The sequence below is a fragment of the Devosia neptuniae genome (assembly GCF_025452235.1).
In the GTDB taxonomy this organism is placed as follows: Bacteria; Pseudomonadota; Alphaproteobacteria; order Rhizobiales; family Devosiaceae; genus Devosia.
On sequence record NZ_CP104965.1, the window covers coordinates 1,196,924 to 1,213,005 of the forward strand.

Here is a 16,082-nt window from a genome sequence, read left to right on the forward strand (position 1 = left end):
CCTTGTATTGTTAAGCCAAGTGGTGAAATCGGCCATAAAATCGTGTTAGCGGGAACATAAGTCAACTGGCAAACGGGGTATATTGCGCCCTGTTGCGTTGTTGAAACGCTTCCGCCCAGTCAATCGCAGAGTGCCGGCCTTATGTCCACCATCAACGCTTTCTCCCTTGCAGTCGGTTCGGATGCTGCGCGCCGCGATATTGCGGTCGAACAGCGCCCCGGAACGGGTCCGGGCCTGTTCTGGCTGGGCGGTTTCCGCTCCGACATGACGGGCAGCAAGGCGATGGCGCTGGATGGTCTGGGCGCACAAAAGGGCCTTTGCGTGACGCGGTTCGATTATTCCGGCCACGGCGCCTCGGGCGGCGACTTCGACCACGGCACGATCAGCCGCTGGCTCGAAGAGGCCGAAGCGGTGTTTGCCACCACCAGTGGGCCGCAGATTATCGTTGGCTCATCCATGGGCGGCTGGCTGGCTTTGCTATTGGTGCAGGCCCTACGGCGCCGCGGCGACAATCGCTGCACGGGTCTGGTGCTGATTGCCCCGGCCGTGGACATGACGCGCGAATTGATGCTGCCCGGCTTTACCCCGGCCGAGCATGAAAGCCTGCAGAACCATGGCCATATCGACCAGCCCAGCCAATATTCCGACACTCCCTACCGCATCACCCGCGCGCTGATCGAAGATGGGCAAAAGCACCTGCTATTCGGCAGCGTGATCGAAACGGGCTGTCCGGTGACCATATTGCAGGGCGGGCAGGACCCCGACGTGCCCCAGGCCCAGGCGATCAAGCTGGTGACCCATATCCTGCACGATCCGGTGACGCTGACCCTGATCCCCGATGGGGATCACCGGCTGAGCCGGGACGAGGATTTGGCACGGCTGCGGGATGCGGTAATGCATCTGGTGGAGGGGATTTAGGCCCCGCGGATCGCACAATCCCATCCCACCCACGATGTCATCCCGGCGCAGGCCGGGATCCATGCTGAAGGTTCGCCGCACCAACTGAGTTCACAGCATGGATTCCGGCCTGCGCCGGAATGACCCTGTGGAGGTGGTGGGAGCGAAGCAAACTACCGCGTCTGCAGCTTGCTCTTCTGCATCCCATCGGCGTCAAAATTGTCCGGGCTCAGCCAGCGCTCATATTCGGCTCGCAGGGCCGGCCATTCATCGTCGATCATGGAATACCAATCCGTGTCGCGGCTCTGGCCCTTGAAGATACGGTCTTTGCGGAACCGCCCCTCATATTGAAAGCCGAAGCGCTCGGCTGCCGCCTTCGAAGGCAGGTTGAGCGCGTTGCATTTCCATTCGAAGCGCCGATAGCCCAGATCGTCGAAGGCGTGGCGGGCGAACAGGAACAGCGCTTCGGTGGCCACCCGCGAACGGGCCATGGCCAGCCCCCAATAGACGCCGCCGATTTCGATGGAGGCATGCTCGGGGAAAATGCGCAGCCAGGCGTGTCGGCCAACGGCCCGCCCACTGCTCCGGTCGATCACCGCCACCCAGGCCTGGTCGTCCAGCAGAAGCACGCGATCGATCCAGGCTTCGACATCAGCCTGGCTCTGCGGCGGATATTCAAACAGCCAGCGATAGCGCTCGGGCGCGCCCTCGCCGATCGAGGCAGCAAACAGATCGGCGGTGTGGTGCAGATCAAGCGGCTCGAGCCTGGTATAACGGCCTTCAAGCACAATGCGTTCGGGCGCCGATTTCGCGGGCTGGGGCGCGCTCATGGTTGTTCACTCTCCAGAATTGCGGCAAGGCCGGTGCGATAATTGGGATAGAGCAGCTCGATTCCCAAAGCCCGCTTGATCGCGGCATTGGAGACGCGCTTATTGTCGGCGTAAAAGCTGCGCTGCATGGGGGTGAGGTCGGCCGTGTCGAAATCGATCGCGGGCGGCGGCTCCACGCCGAACAGCTTGGCCGCGTGGGTTACCAGGTCCTGCGGCGCCGCGGGTTCGTCATCGGCGAGATTAAAGGTACCATCGAGGCGCTGCCGGGCGGCCAAGGCAGTGACCCGGCCGATATCGGCGACATGAATGCGGTTGAACACCTGATCGGGTTTGACGATGCGATGGGCAGTGCCGTCGCGCAGCTTGTCGAAAGCCGAGCGGCCGGGGCCGTAAATGCCGGCCAGCCGCAGGATGGTCAGCGGCACGCCGCGCCGTGCGGCATAATTGCGCCAGGCCTGTTCGGCCGACAGGCGGCGATCGCTGCGCTGATTGCGCGGCACGAGCGGGGCGGTTTCATCGATCCAATTACCGCCAAAATCGCCATAGACCCCGACCGTGGAATAATAGCAGAGCCATTGCAGGTTCTGTGCCGCTTCGAGATCAGCCCGGTGCTGCAGCAGCGCCGGATCGCCATCCGTACCGGGGGCGATGGAGAGGATGAGGTGGCTGGCCTGCTGCAGGTCCGGACCCAGGGTAGGGCCGGGAGCCGTGCCGTCGAAGAGGTGGACATGATCGGCCGAGGCGGCGAGGGCATCAGCTTTTTCGGGCGTGCGCACAGTGCCTGAAATACTGATCCCGGGTTCGGCCGTCTTGAGGGCCAAAGCCGCTGCCTGGGAGGAAAAGCCCAAGCCGAAAAAGAAGGCGCGCATTCACATATCCCCGGTCCATTCCGCTTGCACGCTCTTGTCGCTTTCGGCGGGCAAATAGTCCAGCCGCAAGCGCTCGCTCCGCTCCGGATCGAGTTTTCGCAGCGCCCAGATGGCAGCCCCGCGCACCAGCGGGTCCTCGGCATCGAGCCGCGCCTGGGCCAACGGCACCAGCGACAGATCGCCCGAATTGCCGATGGCGATCAGCACATTGCGCAGGAAGCGGCCATGGCCGATCCGTTTGACCGGGGAGCCAGCGAATAGAGCGCGGAACTGGGCATCGTCGAGCGCCGCGAGATCCGCCAGGGCGGGACGTTCAAGGTCTTCGCGGGCGCGCAGCTTGGCCTCGCGGCTGACGCTGGCAAATTTGTTCCAGGGGCAGACGGCCAGGCAATCATCGCACCCATAGATGCGGTTGCCCATCGGCGCGCGGAACTCGACCGGAATGGGGCCCTTATGCTCGACCGAGAGATAGGCGAGGCACCGCCGCGAATCGAGTTGGAACGGCGCAGGAAACGCCTTGGTCGGGCAGATATCGAGGCAGCGCGTGCAGGAGCCGCAGCTTTCGGCATGTGGCTTGTCTGCCGGCAATTCGGCCGCGGTGAAAATAGCCCCCAAAAACAGCCAGGAGCCGAATTCGCGGCTGACCAGAACCGTATGCTTGCCCTGCCAGCCCAGCCCCGCCGCCTCGGCCAAGGGCTTTTCCATGACGGGAGCGGTATCGACGAACACCTTCACATCGGCCCCGGCGCGGCGGGCAAGCAGGCCCGCCAGCTCCTTGAGCTTGCCCTTGATCAGCTCGTGATAATCGCGATTGCGGGCATAGACGGAAATGGAGCCGAGCGATTTTTCGCCCAGAATGGCGAGTGGGTCACTTTCGGGGCCATAATTCACGCCAAGCAGAATGATCGAGCGCACCTCAGGCCAGAGTTCGCTGGGGCTGGCGCGGCGAATGGCGGTCTCGGCCATCCAGTCCATATCGCCATGCCAGCCAGCCTCCAGCGCCGCCTGCAGCTTTTGCGGCAAGTCGGGCCGCGCACTCGCCGGGGCGATGCCAAAGCTGTCAAAGCCCAACGCCGTGGCGCGGGCGCGCAGCTCGGCGATCAGTTTTTCGGCTGGCAATGTCGTTGCAGCACCCAATGAGACCTCATGGTGAGCTTGTCGAACCACGAGGTCGGGTCCTCCGATCTCGCCACGACCTCGTCCTTCGACGGGCTCAGGATGAGGTCTACTGCATTATCGCACCCGGCGGCAAAGACTCAGAAATCCAGATCCGCATAGCCCTTTTGCGGGGGCATGGAGACGACCCGGTCGTTGAGCAGGGTGCGGAAGGCGGGGCGGGATTTGATGCGGGAATACCAGTCGCGGGTTTCTCCCGCCTTGCCCCAATCGATATCGCCCAGATAATCGAGCGTGGACAGATGCGCCGCCAGAGCAAAATCGGCCAGGGTCATGATGTCGCCGGCCAGCCATGAGCGGGTGGCGAACAGCCAGTTGAAATAAAGCATGTGCTCGTTGAGGTTCGCCTTGGCCACCCGCAGCACGGCGGGGTCGGGGGTGGCGCCGCGCTGGTCGCGCTTGAAGATTTTTTCCTCGAGCACATAGCGGGTCACTTCGTCATTGAGCTTGAAAATGACCCATTCGATCAGCCGCCACATTTCGGCGCGCGAGCCCGGATCGGGCGGGATCAGTCCGGCCACGATGGCGGGGGTATAGAGGTCTTCGATGGTGTGGATATTGGCCAGGATGCCGATCACCGCAATGTCATCTTCCCCCATGAAGATGGGCAGCGTCGCGGCCGGATTGAGTTCGAGCAGTTCGGGCGTGCGCAGCCAGGGCTTGATCTCTTCCATATCGAGCGGAACGCCATATTCGGCGCACATCAGACGGATAATGCGGGAAGACGGATCCAGGGGATGATGGAGCAATGTCGGCATGGGCAATTGCGCTCTTGTTGTTTTGGAGCCGTGTGTCCCGCCGCGGCTTGGCGCATGACGCGAACAGCGCTAGAGCTTTGCCGAGGGAGAGGCCCGTCGGAATGACTTAGGAGATCAAATGAACGTCGATCAAGGTCTTTTTGTGCCGCTGATCCTTGGAATCCTCGAAGGCCTTACAGAATTCCTGCCTGTCAGTTCCACCGGCCACCTGCTGCTGGCCGGTCATTTTTTTGGCCTGAGCCAGCCGGCCACCTTCATCGTGCTGATCCAGCTGGGGGCAATCCTGGCCGTCATCACCGTCTATTTCGCCAAATTGGGCTTGTTGATCCGCGATGCGCTGACCGGCAAGGCCTATGCCTGGCGCTTTGCCATCGGGGTGATCCTGGCCTGTCTGCCCGCCATTATCGTGGGCGTGCTGGCGCGCGAATACATTCAGCAGGTGATCTATGAATCCCCGATCACCATCTGCATCAGCCTGCTCATCGGCGGCATTGTCCTGCTCATTGTCGATCGCATGCCCAAGCAGGAAAAATACGACGATATCTACCAGTTTCCCTGGCATCTGGCGCTGATTGTCGGGCTGTTCCAGATGCTCAGCCTCATTCCGGGCGTGTCGCGCTCGGGCTCCACCGTAGTGGGCGCCATGCTGTTTGGCGCGACCAAGCGCAGCGCGGCCGAATTCACCTTCTTCATCGCCCTGCCGATCATGGTGGGTGCCTTCGGCTATGACCTCTACAAGAGCCGCGAACTGATCGACATGAGCCTGGGGCTCAACATCGCCATCGGCTTTGCCGCCTCGTTCGTCGTGGGCACCATCGTGGTCAAATACCTGCTCGGCTTTGTCACCAAGCACGGCTTTGCCCCCTTCGCCTGGTGGCGCATTGCCGTCGGCGCCGCAGGCCTGGTGGCAATCCTGGCGTTCGGGCGGTAGCGGCTGGCACGGTCGGCGCCCTCCCCCTCGAGGGGGAGGGAGGCGCAGAATGCTGCCATGTTGTAGGCGGCAAGCTCACCATGAGGTCTACTCGTAATGTACGGCCCAACAGTAGGCCGCCGCATCCTAAGCCTGTCAAAGGACGAGGTCGTGCCACTGGGCCTACCACCTACCCCCATAAGCCATCAACTGCCGTCCATGCGCCTTGAGCCACGCCCGGCCCCGCTCCATGTCGGGCAGCGTCCGCTTGACCGTCGCCCAGAACGCCGCCGAATGGTTCATTTCCACCAGATGGGCCACTTCATGGGCGGCCACGTAATCCAGCACGAAGGGCGGCGCCAGGATCAGGCGCCAATTGTAATTGATGTTCCCGCTCGATGAGCACGAGCCCCAGCGGCTCTTCTGTTCGCGCAGCTTGACCGCCTTGACCACGACGCCCAGCCGGGCGGCATGTATGGCGCTCTGGCGCACCAGATCGGCCTCCGCCTCGCTTTTGAGCCAGTCGGTCAGCCGCCGCGCCTGATGGGCCGCATCCCCCGGCACCAGCACAGCCGGCGCGCCGTCGATTTCGGCCAGTTCCACCCGCCCGCGCAGCTTGCCGGTCGCCACGATCCGGTGCTCCACCCCGCGCAGCGTCACCACTTCGCCATCGGTAAACGGCGTCGCCTCGGGCGCCCGCTTCAGCCGGGCCGCCAGCCAATTGTGCTGTCGGTGCAGGAAATTCTCGGCCTCGACCCATTTGCCATGCGGCGGCAGCGTCAACACCGGCCCGCCATTATGGGGAATCGACAGCCGATAGCTGCGCGCCCGCGCATGCACGCGGACGGTGACAATCACCGCCTGCCCGTCGATCTCGATCACGGTCGATGCCGGGATTTTCGGCTTTGACTTGAAAAAGAGGTTCATGGTCATCCGGGAATCAGCAGAGCTGAGTATATCACGCCACAAAAAAAGCGCCCCAAAGCGGGGCGCCAGTTGCCGTGTCGTTGGGAAACGACTGGCCTCAGGAGGGAGCTGTCGGCTGGGGATTAGCCGTTATTGTTGCCCCAGCCATTGTTCGGATCATTGTTGGTCGGCTTGTTGTCGTCGGTATAGCCCTGGCGATTGCCGCGGCGTTCGTTCATGAAGCGGTCGAATTCTTCACGATCCTTGGCCTTGTTCAGGTTCGCCATATATTCGTGGAAGGCATCGATTTCGGCGTCGAGGCGGGCGCGTTCTTCTTCCAGGCGGCGCAGCTGTTCGGCACGATAGTCGTCAAAGGCGGCATTGCCGCTCGAATGGGCCGTGGAGGCAAAGCCATGGCGGCGGAACTGGCCCTTGTTGGACGAGCACCAGCTGCGGCCCTTGTTCCAATAGGCCTGGGCCTTTTCCGGCGAGCCGCCGAATTTTTCGCCCCAGATGATATAGGCGAGGACGGCGAGGCCCAGCGGCCAGAAGGCGATAAAGCCCACAACCATGAGTGCGATGGTCAGGGGCGAGAATTGCGGTTTGATGATTGCTGTGGTCATTTCGGTTTCATTCTCCCAGTCACGATGAGCATAACGTGGCCCCTCGAGGGACAGGATCAAGCATGTGCCTGCCGATTTTTGCCCTTGAAATGGAATTTGTGATCACCATAAAGCCGCGGTTTCCCCGGTCCGAAAGGCTGAAAACATGAGCTTGACCCAGGCCGATGGCCTGCCTTTGCCCTCCACCTGGCGTCCGCTGCGCCAGCAAAGCCTGGTTCTGCTGCGCTGGCTGGCGGTGATCGGGCAGACCATTGGCGTGTTGTTTGTCGATTTTGGCCTGGGCTTTCCCCTGCCTTTGCTGCAATGCCTGCTGCTGATCGGCGCGTCCGTCGCGCTCAATATCTGGCTGGTCGTGCGCTTCGGCGCTGCCCACCGCCCCTCCTCGCTGTTCACCGCCGGCCAGATCGCCTTTGACCTCTGCCAACTCGGGTGCCTCTTGGCGCTGACCGGCGGCCTGCACAATCCCTTCGCGCTGCTGCTGCTGGCCCCCGTCTCGGTCTCGGCCACCACGCTGCCCCAGCGCGCCAGCACGATCATTGCGATCCTCGCCGCTGCCATCGCCTCGCTCTTGGCCGTCTGGCACCTGCCCCTCCCCTGGACGCCGGGCGAGGAACTGGTGTTCAACCGCATCTATGTCATCGGCATCTGGGTCTCGATCGTCTGCGGCGTGGTGTTCATCTCCGCCTATACCAGCCGCGTCGCCCACGACGCCCGCCAGATGGCCGACGCCCTCGCCGCCACCGAATTGGCCCTCTCGCACAAGGAACAGCTCTCCGCCCTCGATGGCTTGGCCGCTGCTGCCGCCCATGAGCTCGGCACGCCGCTCTCCACCATTGCGCTCGCCGCCAAGGAAATGCGCGCCGATGCCGTGCCGGGCACCGATCTGGCCGCCGATGTCGAATTGATCATCGAACAGGCCGCCCGCTGCCGCGCCATCCTGGCCAAGCTGCGCAATCTGGGCAATGAAGCCGGCGACCCCTTCGCCGCCGTGCCGCTCACCGACCTGCTCGCCGAAGTCGCCCGCCCCCATGACGGACGCGGCAAGGCGATCCTGTTCGACGCCGCTAACACCGCCGGCCCGCCCCCGGTCTTCACCCGCAGTGTCGGGCTGCTCTATGGGCTGGGGAATCTGATCGAAAACGCCGCAGATTTCGCCATCAGCACGGTGCGCATCGAAGCCGCCTGGGACGCCACCGCCGTTTCGGTTTCCATCACCGATGACGGCCCCGGCTTTGCCCCCGAGCTGATCGCGCGCCTCGGCGAACCCTATCTCACCAGCCGCCCCCGCGACGCCCAGGGCGCCGACGCCCACAAGCCGGGGGGCCTGGGCCTCGGCATCTTCATCGCCAAAACCCTCCTCGAACGCACCGGCGCGCGCCTCGCCTTCCAGAACATTGCGCCCAATGGCCACGCCCAGGTGCGGATCGTCTGGCCACGGAGCGCGGTGGAGTAGGGGCGCCCCGCCCCATATCGCCGCACCCCCTGCCATATTTTGACCTTTTCTGCCGGAACGCCTATGTCAATGCCATGAGCACGATCGAAGACCTTCTGGCCACCGACCCCAGCCTGCTGCTCGTCGATGACGATGTGGCATTCCTGCAGCGCCTTGAGCGCGCCATGGCGCGCCGGGGCTTTGATGTCCGCAGCGCCTCGAGCGTGGCCGATGGCCTGGCCGCCGTCGCCAGCAAGCCCCCCGCCTATGCCGTCGTCGATCTGCGCCTCGAAGACGGCAATGGCCTGCAGGTCGTATCCGCCCTGCATCAGGCCCGCCCCGATGCCCGCGCCGTGGTGCTGACCGGCTATGGCAATATCGCCACCGCCGTCACCGCGGTCAAACTCGGCGCCATCGATTACCTGAGCAAGCCCGCCGACGCCGACGACGTCATCAATGCGCTGCTCGCCACCGGCGAAGACAAGCCCGAGCCGCCGGAAAACCCGATGTCGGCCGATCGCGTACGCTGGGAACATATCCAGCGCGTCTATGAGCTGTGCGACCGCAACGTCTCGGAAACCGCCCGCCGCCTCAACATGCACCGCCGCACCCTGCAGCGCATTTTGGCCAAGCGCGCGCCGAAGTAAGAGAGCCACGATCTGCCTCCCTCCCCCTTGAGGGGAGGGATTGAGGGTGGGGGTGCTGAGGCCCCCACGCGCATTGAGCAATTGGTGATCGCAGCGCCCCCACCCAAGCCCTCCCCTCAAGGGGGAGGGGAACGCTCCACTCCCGGAACGGGATCGCGGCCCCAACCAGCGGCGGCCAAGAGGGGGTATCCCCCTCCAACACAAACAAACTTCCGCCGTCATCAAATCGCGTTACTCTGTGCTCCAAATAGCCATCAGGCGAGGAGCCCAGCATGACCGTCACCCTGCATTTCCATGGCGCCTCCGGCACGGTGACCGGCTCCTGCTATCGGGTGGTTCACCCCGCCGGTCAATTCCTCGTCGATTGCGGCCTGTTCCAGGGCAATAAATCGGTCCGCGATCTCAATCTCAAACCCACCCCCTTTGATCCCCGCGCGGTGGATTTCCTGCTCCTCACCCACGCCCATATCGATCACGCCGGCCTCCTGCCAAAACTTTATCGCGAACGCTGGCGCGGCCCGATGTGGATGACCGAGCCCACTGCGGGCCTGCTCGAATATCTTCTGCCCGACAGCGCCGGCATTCAGGAAAGCGAAGCCGAGCGCGAAACCAAAAAGCGCGGCCGCCGTGGCGACGAACCCGCTGCCCCGCTCTACACCATGGCCGATGCCGAAGAGGCGCTCAAACACCGCAAGACCTGCAATTACGGCGAATGGATCAATCCCGGCCCCGGCGTGCGCGCCCGCTATTGGAATGCCGGCCACATTATCGGCTCGGCCTCCATCGAGGTGGAAGTGGCCAATGGCGATGGCAAGCCCGTCCGCCTGATGTTCTCGGGCGATATCGGGCCCGACGAAAAGGTCTTCTACAACGAGCCCGAAGGTCCGGCCGGTTTCGATTACATCCTGTGCGAATCCACCTATGGCGGCCGCGAACGCGTCGATTACACGCTGGTACAGCGCCGCGAAGCCCTCAAAGCCGAGATCAACACCGCCCTGGCGCGGGGCGGCAATCTGGTCATCCCCGCCTTTGCCGTCGAGCGCAGCCAGGAATTGCTGCACGATATCGGCTATCTCATCAAAACCGGCGAGATCGATCCGCGCCTGGTGTTTCTGGATTCCCCGCTCGCCAGCAAGGTCACCGGCGTCTATCGCAAATATGCGAAAATGTTCGACGATGTCGAACTGGGCGCCGATGAGCTGTTCAACGATCCCCGCTTCCGCATCATCGAGGCGGTGGAGGACAGCAAGGCCATCAACACCATTCGCGGCGGCGCCATCATAATGTCCGCCTCCGGCATGGCCGATGCCGGCCGCATCAAGCATCACCTGCGCAACAATCTGATCCGCGCCAATGCGACGGTGCTGTTTGTCGGCTACCAGGCCCCCGGCACTTTGGGCCAGATCATCCTTTCCGGCGCCAAGGAAGTGCGTATCCATGGCACTTTGGTGCCGGTCCGCGCCACCATCCGCTCCATGGGCAATTACTCCGCCCATGCCGATCATTCCGAACTCATGGCCTGGATCAAGGCCCGCCTGCCCGCCCATGGCGCGATCTTCCTGACCCATGGTGAAGATGAAGAACGCACGGCTCTCCGCGCCGCCCTCATGGCCACGGGCCTCTCCGGCGACCAGATCATCCTGCCCCAGCTAGACGATTATTTCGAACTCACCGCCACCGGCATATCTGCCAAGGCCCGTCCCACGACGCCCCGCATCGACCCGGCCCAGCTGCCGTCCGATTGGCACAACGCCTTTGCCGATTTCACCATCCGCCTCAGCCAGGCCCTCCAGACTGGCAGCGACGCGGAAAAACTCGCGCTCATGCGGAGCCTGCAATCGCAGCTCTCAAGCCTGGGCGCTGCGCCCTCGCCGGGGCATGTGCCCAGCCCGATCACCCCGGTCGAGACCCAGGGATTTGACGAATAGGGGCTCCCATACCCCACCTACCCTCCCCCTGATAGGGGGAGGGACCGCGCGGTGGTTGCGCGACGCTCGATCCATTCCCACCCACAATGTCATTCCGGCGCAGGCCGGAATCCATGTCCGTGGTCAGTCGCTACATCCAGCGCCGGGATGGCCTTCAGCATGGATTCCGGCCTCCGCCGGAATGACACCGTGGTTGATGAAGTATCGGTGGCCCACCCAACTCTCCCCACCCACCGCATCTCCCTCGGGCTCGACCCGAGGGCCCCTCTCAACCCGGCACAAACGGCGTGCGGCCCCGGGGTCAAGCCCGAGGGAAAGCGATTGTGGCGTTCTGGAATGGTGCGCACCCGTTGAGAGGAAAGTGGCCCCGCCTCACCCCCGCGACTGATACACATATCCCCGCACCGAAGCCGGTACCTCCGCCTCCAGCCACTCGCGAAACAACCGCGTCTTGCGCGGTTCCCGCCGCCCCTTGGCGATGGCCAGCCAATAGCCATGCGGCCCGCTCACCGGCAGCTCGAACGGCCGCACCAGCCGGCCGTCGCTCACCGGATCGGCGCTCATCATATCCACCGCCATCAGCACGCCCTGCTCGGAAATGGCTGCGTCAAAGGCCAGGGACGGATCGGAATAGGTCGGCCCCGGGGGCAAGCCATCGCGTGCCAGCCCCGCCGCATCCAGCCACAGGTCCCAACTCAGCATCGTGGTCTGGTCGCGGATCATCGGCACATGCAGTAAATCGGCCGGCGTCTTGAGCTGCTGCGCCACGGGAGGCGCACAGACCGGCTGAAACGCCTGCCCGCCAATCATCGTTGCCGTCACCCCCGGCCATTTGCCCAGCCCAAAGCGAATGCCGCAATCCATGTCCGGCCGGCTGAGGTCGATCATCTGCGCCGTCACGGTCAGCCGCACTTCGATATCAGGATGCAGACTGGTGAATTTGTTGATCCGCCAGATCAGCCAGCGGCTGGCGAACACGCCGCCCACGGTCAGGTTCAGCACGCCCTCGTCACTGCCCTTGAGCGTGGTCAGCCCATCCTGCAGCGCCGCAAACCCGGCCGTCAGCTGCGGCAATGCCTGTTTGAGCGCCGGCAAGGGCACGAGCCCGCTCGGCGTGCGCTCGAACAATTCCATGCCCAGCCGCTCCTCGGCCCGCCGCACATGCTGGCTGACCGCGCCCATGGTCACGCCCAATTCCTCGGCCGCCGGGGCGAGCGAGCCGCGTCGCGCCACGATTTCGATGGCCCGCAAGGCATTGAGGGGGATAGAAAACAGCGCACTCATATAGATTTTCTATAGGAGAGCCCAGCTCTTGTCCATTGTGGCAGCCTGACAGAAGGCGCATTGGTTTCGGTATCAAATAGATACTGACCGAAAGGAGGTCACAAAATGTCAAACCTGCTTGCAATGCTCCGTCACCTGCTTTCCTGGCTTACCCCGCGCGATGGCATCAAAACCCATCCCGACCAGATGAGCCTGCAGGAATGGGCCGATTTGCCGCCTTATCACCCGATCGCCGACCGGGCGCCGTGCTGAGGCCATAATCAGGCGCTTGAAGGGGAGGGAACCAGCCCGCATGGGCGCCCGCCTTCAAGGAGATCTCTGATGATCCGCACCTTCACCGCGCTGACCCTGCTGCTGGCCGGCACCGCTGCGCTCGCCGCCCAGGAAGCCGCCCCTGCGGCGCCCGCCACCCCGCCGGCCGCCAATATCGTGGTCGATCCGCTGGCGCCGATCGACAATACGCCCAAAAATGCCAACCTGCTGACCGGTCTTTACGCCACCAAGGCGGTGATCGAATTGTGCAGCGTCACCGTCGATCCCGCCGTGCTCACGCGCATGACCAATGACCAGAAGCGCTTCGAAGCCGGCATGGGCATGGACGAAGCCACCGGCCAAAAGGCCTATACCCAGGTCAAGGGCGACGTCGAAAAGACGACGCCCGACTGCGCCGAAGGCAGCACCGACCGCCAGAGCGTCGACGCCGTCGTCTCCATCTACGCCACCCAAGGCGCCGCTGCGGCTGCCCCGGCAACAGCGCCTGCCTCGTCAACGCCCGCGGCTCCGGCCACGCCAGCAGCACCCGCTGAGACAACACCTTCGGCTCCCCCGGCGCAGTAAAGCCCCCTTATCCCAACCGAATTTGTCTTCGCGAATTCGGTGGCCCTGCGGGCACCTTCTCCCACAGGGGGAGAAGGCGGCTCCGGGGCATGCGAAGCACAATGCCAACCCTCGCCCCTTGTGGGAGAGGGACAGCAATTTCTGCGTTCAGCAGAAATTGCAGGGTGAGGGGTGCGATCTCCCCGCAACCACTGCACCCCACTCCTACTCACAAATCCGCGCCGTACACGTCTTCCCATGGCACCCCAGATCGAGGTGCAAATGATCATGGTGCTCGGCATTGGCCTCCGGCCCGAGCACCGTGGTAAATCCCGTACACCCCGCATCATGGGCAAACCGCAGCAACCGCCCCTCCGGCGCCGCTGCCGGCATCCAGTCCCCCTCGACCCCGATGCTGCGCCCATCCTCCAGCGTAAAACCCGTCACATCCACCGCATTGGCAAAGCCATGCTCGGAGGTGAACCCGTTCTCCGCCCCATTCCGCTTGCGGCACATGTAGCTGGTCCCCGTCACCACCTCAGCCAGCGGGCTATCCAGCGCCGATGTCGCATACCCATCCACCGCCGCCACCCAGCCGGGCAGAGCGCTCGCCATTTCGCAATTGGTGATCACGGGCGAAGACAGCGGCACCATCCGCCCATTGGCCAAAACAGCCGTCACCGTCAGCGGCGAGCGCTCCCCGCACATATCCTCGCTCAGCGGTGGATTCGCCTGCGCCTCCACCAGCCCCAGCAACACCGCCGGGCAGGCCGTCTGATACACCCGATCCGTCACCACATCTTCGGCGGGCTTGGCTTCAGGCGCTGCACTCTCCTCCACGACCGGCGCGTCGTGTTCCTCCGGCCGCTTCTGCGGCAAAGGCGGCGGTGCCTCGCCTTCCGCCGCTTCCGGTCGTGGTCGCGGCGCCACCGGCTCAGCCTCCGCAGCCTGCGGCGGCGGCTCTGTCAGCCCCTCCACCATATCCTGCAGCGGCTTGAATACATCCTGCGCGGCCACCGGCATGGCAAGGCTCAGGACGGCGGCGAAGGCGACGGCGCGGGGCAAATGCATGCTCTCCCAACGCCCGGCGCCGCCACCCGTTGCAAAAAGCCCCGGTTAACCCCGCTTAAACCATCTTTGCGGGTCCTGCGGCATCTGCTATCAGCGGCCCATGACAACGCCGCTCTCCCATATCCGCAATTTCTCCATCGTCGCCCATATCGACCATGGCAAATCCACCCTGGCCGATCGCCTGATCCAGACCACGGGTGGTCTCGATCTGCGCGAGATGAAGGAGCAGGTGCTCGATTCGATGGATATCGAACGCGAGCGCGGCATTACCATCAAGGCGCAAACCGTCCGGCTGACCTATAAGGCCAATGACGGGGAGACCTATATTCTCAACCTCATCGACACGCCCGGCCACGTCGACTTCGCCTATGAAGTCAGCCGCTCCATGGCCGCGGTCGAAGGCAGCCTGCTGGTCGTTGACGCCTCCCAGGGCGTCGAGGCGCAGACGCTGGCCAATGTCTACCACGCGCTCGACGCCAATCACGAGATCGTGCCGGTCCTCAACAAGGTCGATCTGCCCGCAGCGGACATTCCGCGCGTCAAGCAACAGATCGAGGACGTTATCGGCATCGATGCCTCCGAGGCCGTCGAAATCTCCGCCAAAACCGGCCTTAATATCGAGGGCGTGCTCGAAGCCATCGTCACCCGCCTGCCTGCGCCCAAGGGCGACATCAATGCCCCGCTCAAGGCGCTGCTGGTCGATTCCTGGTACGACACTTATCTCGGCGTCGTCGTCCTCGTCCGCATCATTGATGGCGTGATGAAAAAGGGCCAGCGCATCCGCATGATGGCCTCCGGCGCCGTCTATGAGCTGGATCGCGTCGCCGTCAACACGCCCAAACTGGTCGAGGTCAAGGAACTGACCCCCGGCGAGCTCGGCGTCTTCACCGCCTCGATCAAGGAAGTGGCCGATACCAATGTCGGCGACACCATCACCGACGACAAAAAGCCCACCGCCCATGCCCTGCCGGACTTCCGCCCGGCCCAACCCGTGGTGTTCTGCGGCCTCTTCCCGGTCGATGCCAGCGATTTCGACGAGCTGCGCGCCGCCATGGGCAAGCTGCGGCTCAACGACGCCAGCTTCTCCTTCGAAATGGAAACTTCGGCCGCGCTGGGTTTTGGCTTCCGCTGCGGGTTCCTCGGGCTGCTGCATCTGGAAATCATCCAGGAGCGCCTAAGCCGCGAATTCGATCTCGATCTGATCGCTACCGCCCCCTCGGTGGTCTATGAAATCGTCATGCGCGATGGCGAAACGCTTCAGCTGCACAATCCGGCCGATCTGCCCGACGTGATGCAGATCGAGGAAATCCGCGAGCCCTGGATCAAGGCCACCATTCTCACCCCCGACGAATATCTCGGCAGCATCCTCAAACTCTGCCAGGATCGCCGTGGCATCCAGTCGAACCTGAGCTATGTCGGCAATCGCGCCATGGTCGAATATGACCTGCCGCTCAATGAAGTCGTGTTCGATTTCTACGATCGCCTGAAGTCCATTTCCAAGGGCTATGCCAGCTTCGACTACAAGCTCGATACCCACCGCCCCGGCGATCTGGTCAAGCTGACCATCCTGGTCAATGCCGAGCCCGTCGACGCGCTAAGCATGCTGGTGCACCGCTCCGTTGCCGAAACCCGCGGCCGCGTCATGTGCGAAAAGCTCAAGGAACTGATCCCCCCGCATCTGTTCGTCATCCCGATCCAGGCTGCCATCGGCGGCAAGATCATCGCCCGCGAAACCGTCCGCGCCATGCGCAAGGACGTGACGGCCAAATGCTATGGCGGCGACGCGACGCGCAAGCGCAAGCTGCTCGACAAGCAGAAAAAAGGCAAAGCCAAGATGCGCCAATACGGCAGCGTCAACATCCCACAAGAGGCGTTTATCAAGGCGTTGAAGATGGGTGATGATTAGTCTGAAACGGATTTAAGTGATTGCGACTA

Annotated in this window: 16 protein-coding genes; 8 read left to right on the plus strand and 8 right to left on the minus strand. The window is 63.5% G+C overall.

Annotation, left to right across the window (positions count from 1 at the left end; genetic code table 11):
- Nucleotides 1-141: 141 nt before the first annotated feature.
- On the plus strand, nt 142-918 hold the full coding sequence (locus N8A98_RS08560) for an alpha/beta hydrolase (protein WP_262170650.1): 777 nt from the start codon (nt 142-144) through the stop codon (nt 916-918).
- Nucleotides 919-1,070: 152 nt separating this feature from the next.
- On the opposite strand, the gene N8A98_RS08565 is transcribed toward N8A98_RS08560, so the two are convergent.
- The 4 genes from N8A98_RS08565 to N8A98_RS08580 all read right to left on the minus strand — a co-directional run bounded on the left by N8A98_RS08565 (nt 1,071) and on the right by N8A98_RS08580 (nt 4,530).
- Nucleotides 1,071-1,727 (minus strand): GNAT family N-acetyltransferase, encoded by a 657-nt coding sequence (locus tag N8A98_RS08565; protein WP_262170651.1) that lies wholly within the window; start codon nt 1,725-1,727, stop codon nt 1,071-1,073.
- Nucleotides 1,724-2,596 carry an SDR family oxidoreductase gene (locus N8A98_RS08570; protein ID WP_262170652.1) on the minus strand — a complete coding sequence of 291 codons (873 nt, stop codon included), beginning with the start codon at nt 2,594-2,596 and terminating at the stop codon, nt 1,724-1,726. Before N8A98_RS08570 ends, N8A98_RS08565 begins: the two co-directional genes overlap by 4 nt.
- A complete protein-coding gene (queG, locus tag N8A98_RS08575; protein ID WP_390888817.1) occupies nt 2,597-3,733 on the minus strand; it encodes a tRNA epoxyqueuosine(34) reductase QueG in 1,137 nt (378 codons plus the stop codon). It abuts the gene before it with no gap.
- Between the two features lie 119 nt (nt 3,734-3,852).
- Nucleotides 3,853-4,530 (minus strand): glutathione S-transferase family protein, encoded by a 678-nt coding sequence (locus N8A98_RS08580; RefSeq protein ID WP_113121910.1) that lies wholly within the window; start codon nt 4,528-4,530, stop codon nt 3,853-3,855.
- Nucleotides 4,531-4,648: 118 nt separating this feature from the next.
- Here N8A98_RS08580 and N8A98_RS08585 point away from each other — a divergent pair, with 118 nt between their 5' ends.
- A complete protein-coding gene (locus N8A98_RS08585; protein ID WP_262170654.1) occupies nt 4,649-5,461 on the plus strand; it encodes an undecaprenyl-diphosphate phosphatase in 813 nt (270 codons plus the stop codon).
- 162 nt (nt 5,462-5,623) lie between these two features.
- On the opposite strand, the gene N8A98_RS08590 is transcribed toward N8A98_RS08585, so the two are convergent.
- Both N8A98_RS08590 and N8A98_RS08595 read right to left on the minus strand, forming a co-directional pair.
- On the minus strand, nt 5,624-6,373 hold the full coding sequence (locus N8A98_RS08590) for a M48 family metallopeptidase (protein WP_262170655.1): 750 nt from the start codon (nt 6,371-6,373) through the stop codon (nt 5,624-5,626).
- Between the two features lie 116 nt (nt 6,374-6,489).
- Nucleotides 6,490-6,969 carry a DUF2852 domain-containing protein gene (locus N8A98_RS08595; protein ID WP_262170657.1) on the minus strand — a complete coding sequence of 160 codons (480 nt, stop codon included), beginning with the start codon at nt 6,967-6,969 and terminating at the stop codon, nt 6,490-6,492.
- Nucleotides 6,970-7,114: 145 nt separating this feature from the next.
- Here N8A98_RS08595 and N8A98_RS08600 point away from each other — a divergent pair, with 145 nt between their 5' ends.
- From N8A98_RS08600 to N8A98_RS08610, 3 genes are all read left to right on the plus strand, one after another.
- Nucleotides 7,115-8,422: an ActS/PrrB/RegB family redox-sensitive histidine kinase gene (locus N8A98_RS08600; RefSeq protein WP_262170659.1), complete on the plus strand. Its 1,308-nt coding sequence runs from the start codon at nt 7,115-7,117 to the stop codon at nt 8,420-8,422.
- A 74-nt stretch (nt 8,423-8,496) separates the two neighbouring features.
- A complete protein-coding gene (locus tag N8A98_RS08605) occupies nt 8,497-9,048 on the plus strand; it encodes an ActR/PrrA/RegA family redox response regulator transcription factor (protein WP_113121943.1) in 552 nt (183 codons plus the stop codon).
- A gap of 272 nt (nt 9,049-9,320) precedes the next feature.
- The gene (locus tag N8A98_RS08610; RefSeq protein WP_262170661.1) at nt 9,321-10,976 is read left to right on the plus strand and encodes an MBL fold metallo-hydrolase RNA specificity domain-containing protein; all 1,656 of its coding nucleotides are present in this window, start codon (nt 9,321-9,323) and stop codon (nt 10,974-10,976) included.
- A 372-nt stretch (nt 10,977-11,348) separates the two neighbouring features.
- Here the strand turns inward: N8A98_RS08610 and N8A98_RS08615 are convergent, their stop codons facing one another.
- Complete coding sequence (locus tag N8A98_RS08615; protein WP_262170663.1) at nt 11,349-12,260, minus strand: LysR substrate-binding domain-containing protein; 912 nt, start codon at nt 12,258-12,260, stop codon at nt 11,349-11,351.
- Between the two features lie 105 nt (nt 12,261-12,365).
- On the opposite strand from N8A98_RS08615, the gene N8A98_RS08620 reads away from it, so the two are divergent.
- A complete protein-coding gene (locus N8A98_RS08620; protein ID WP_262170664.1) occupies nt 12,366-12,512 on the plus strand; it encodes a hypothetical protein in 147 nt (48 codons plus the stop codon).
- A 69-nt stretch (nt 12,513-12,581) separates the two neighbouring features.
- Nucleotides 12,582-13,097, plus strand: a complete 516-nt coding sequence (locus N8A98_RS08625) for a hypothetical protein (RefSeq protein ID WP_262170666.1) — start codon at nt 12,582-12,584, stop codon at nt 13,095-13,097.
- A 204-nt stretch (nt 13,098-13,301) separates the two neighbouring features.
- On the opposite strand, the gene N8A98_RS08630 is transcribed toward N8A98_RS08625, so the two are convergent.
- Entirely contained in the window at nt 13,302-14,147 is an 846-nt protein-coding gene (locus tag N8A98_RS08630) for an extensin-like domain-containing protein (RefSeq protein ID WP_262170667.1), read from the minus strand.
- 100 nt (nt 14,148-14,247) lie between these two features.
- Here N8A98_RS08630 and lepA point away from each other — a divergent pair, with 100 nt between their 5' ends.
- Nucleotides 14,248-16,053, plus strand: a complete 1,806-nt coding sequence (gene lepA, locus N8A98_RS08635) for a translation elongation factor 4 (protein ID WP_262170669.1) — start codon at nt 14,248-14,250, stop codon at nt 16,051-16,053.
- Nucleotides 16,054-16,082 lie beyond the last annotated feature (29 nt).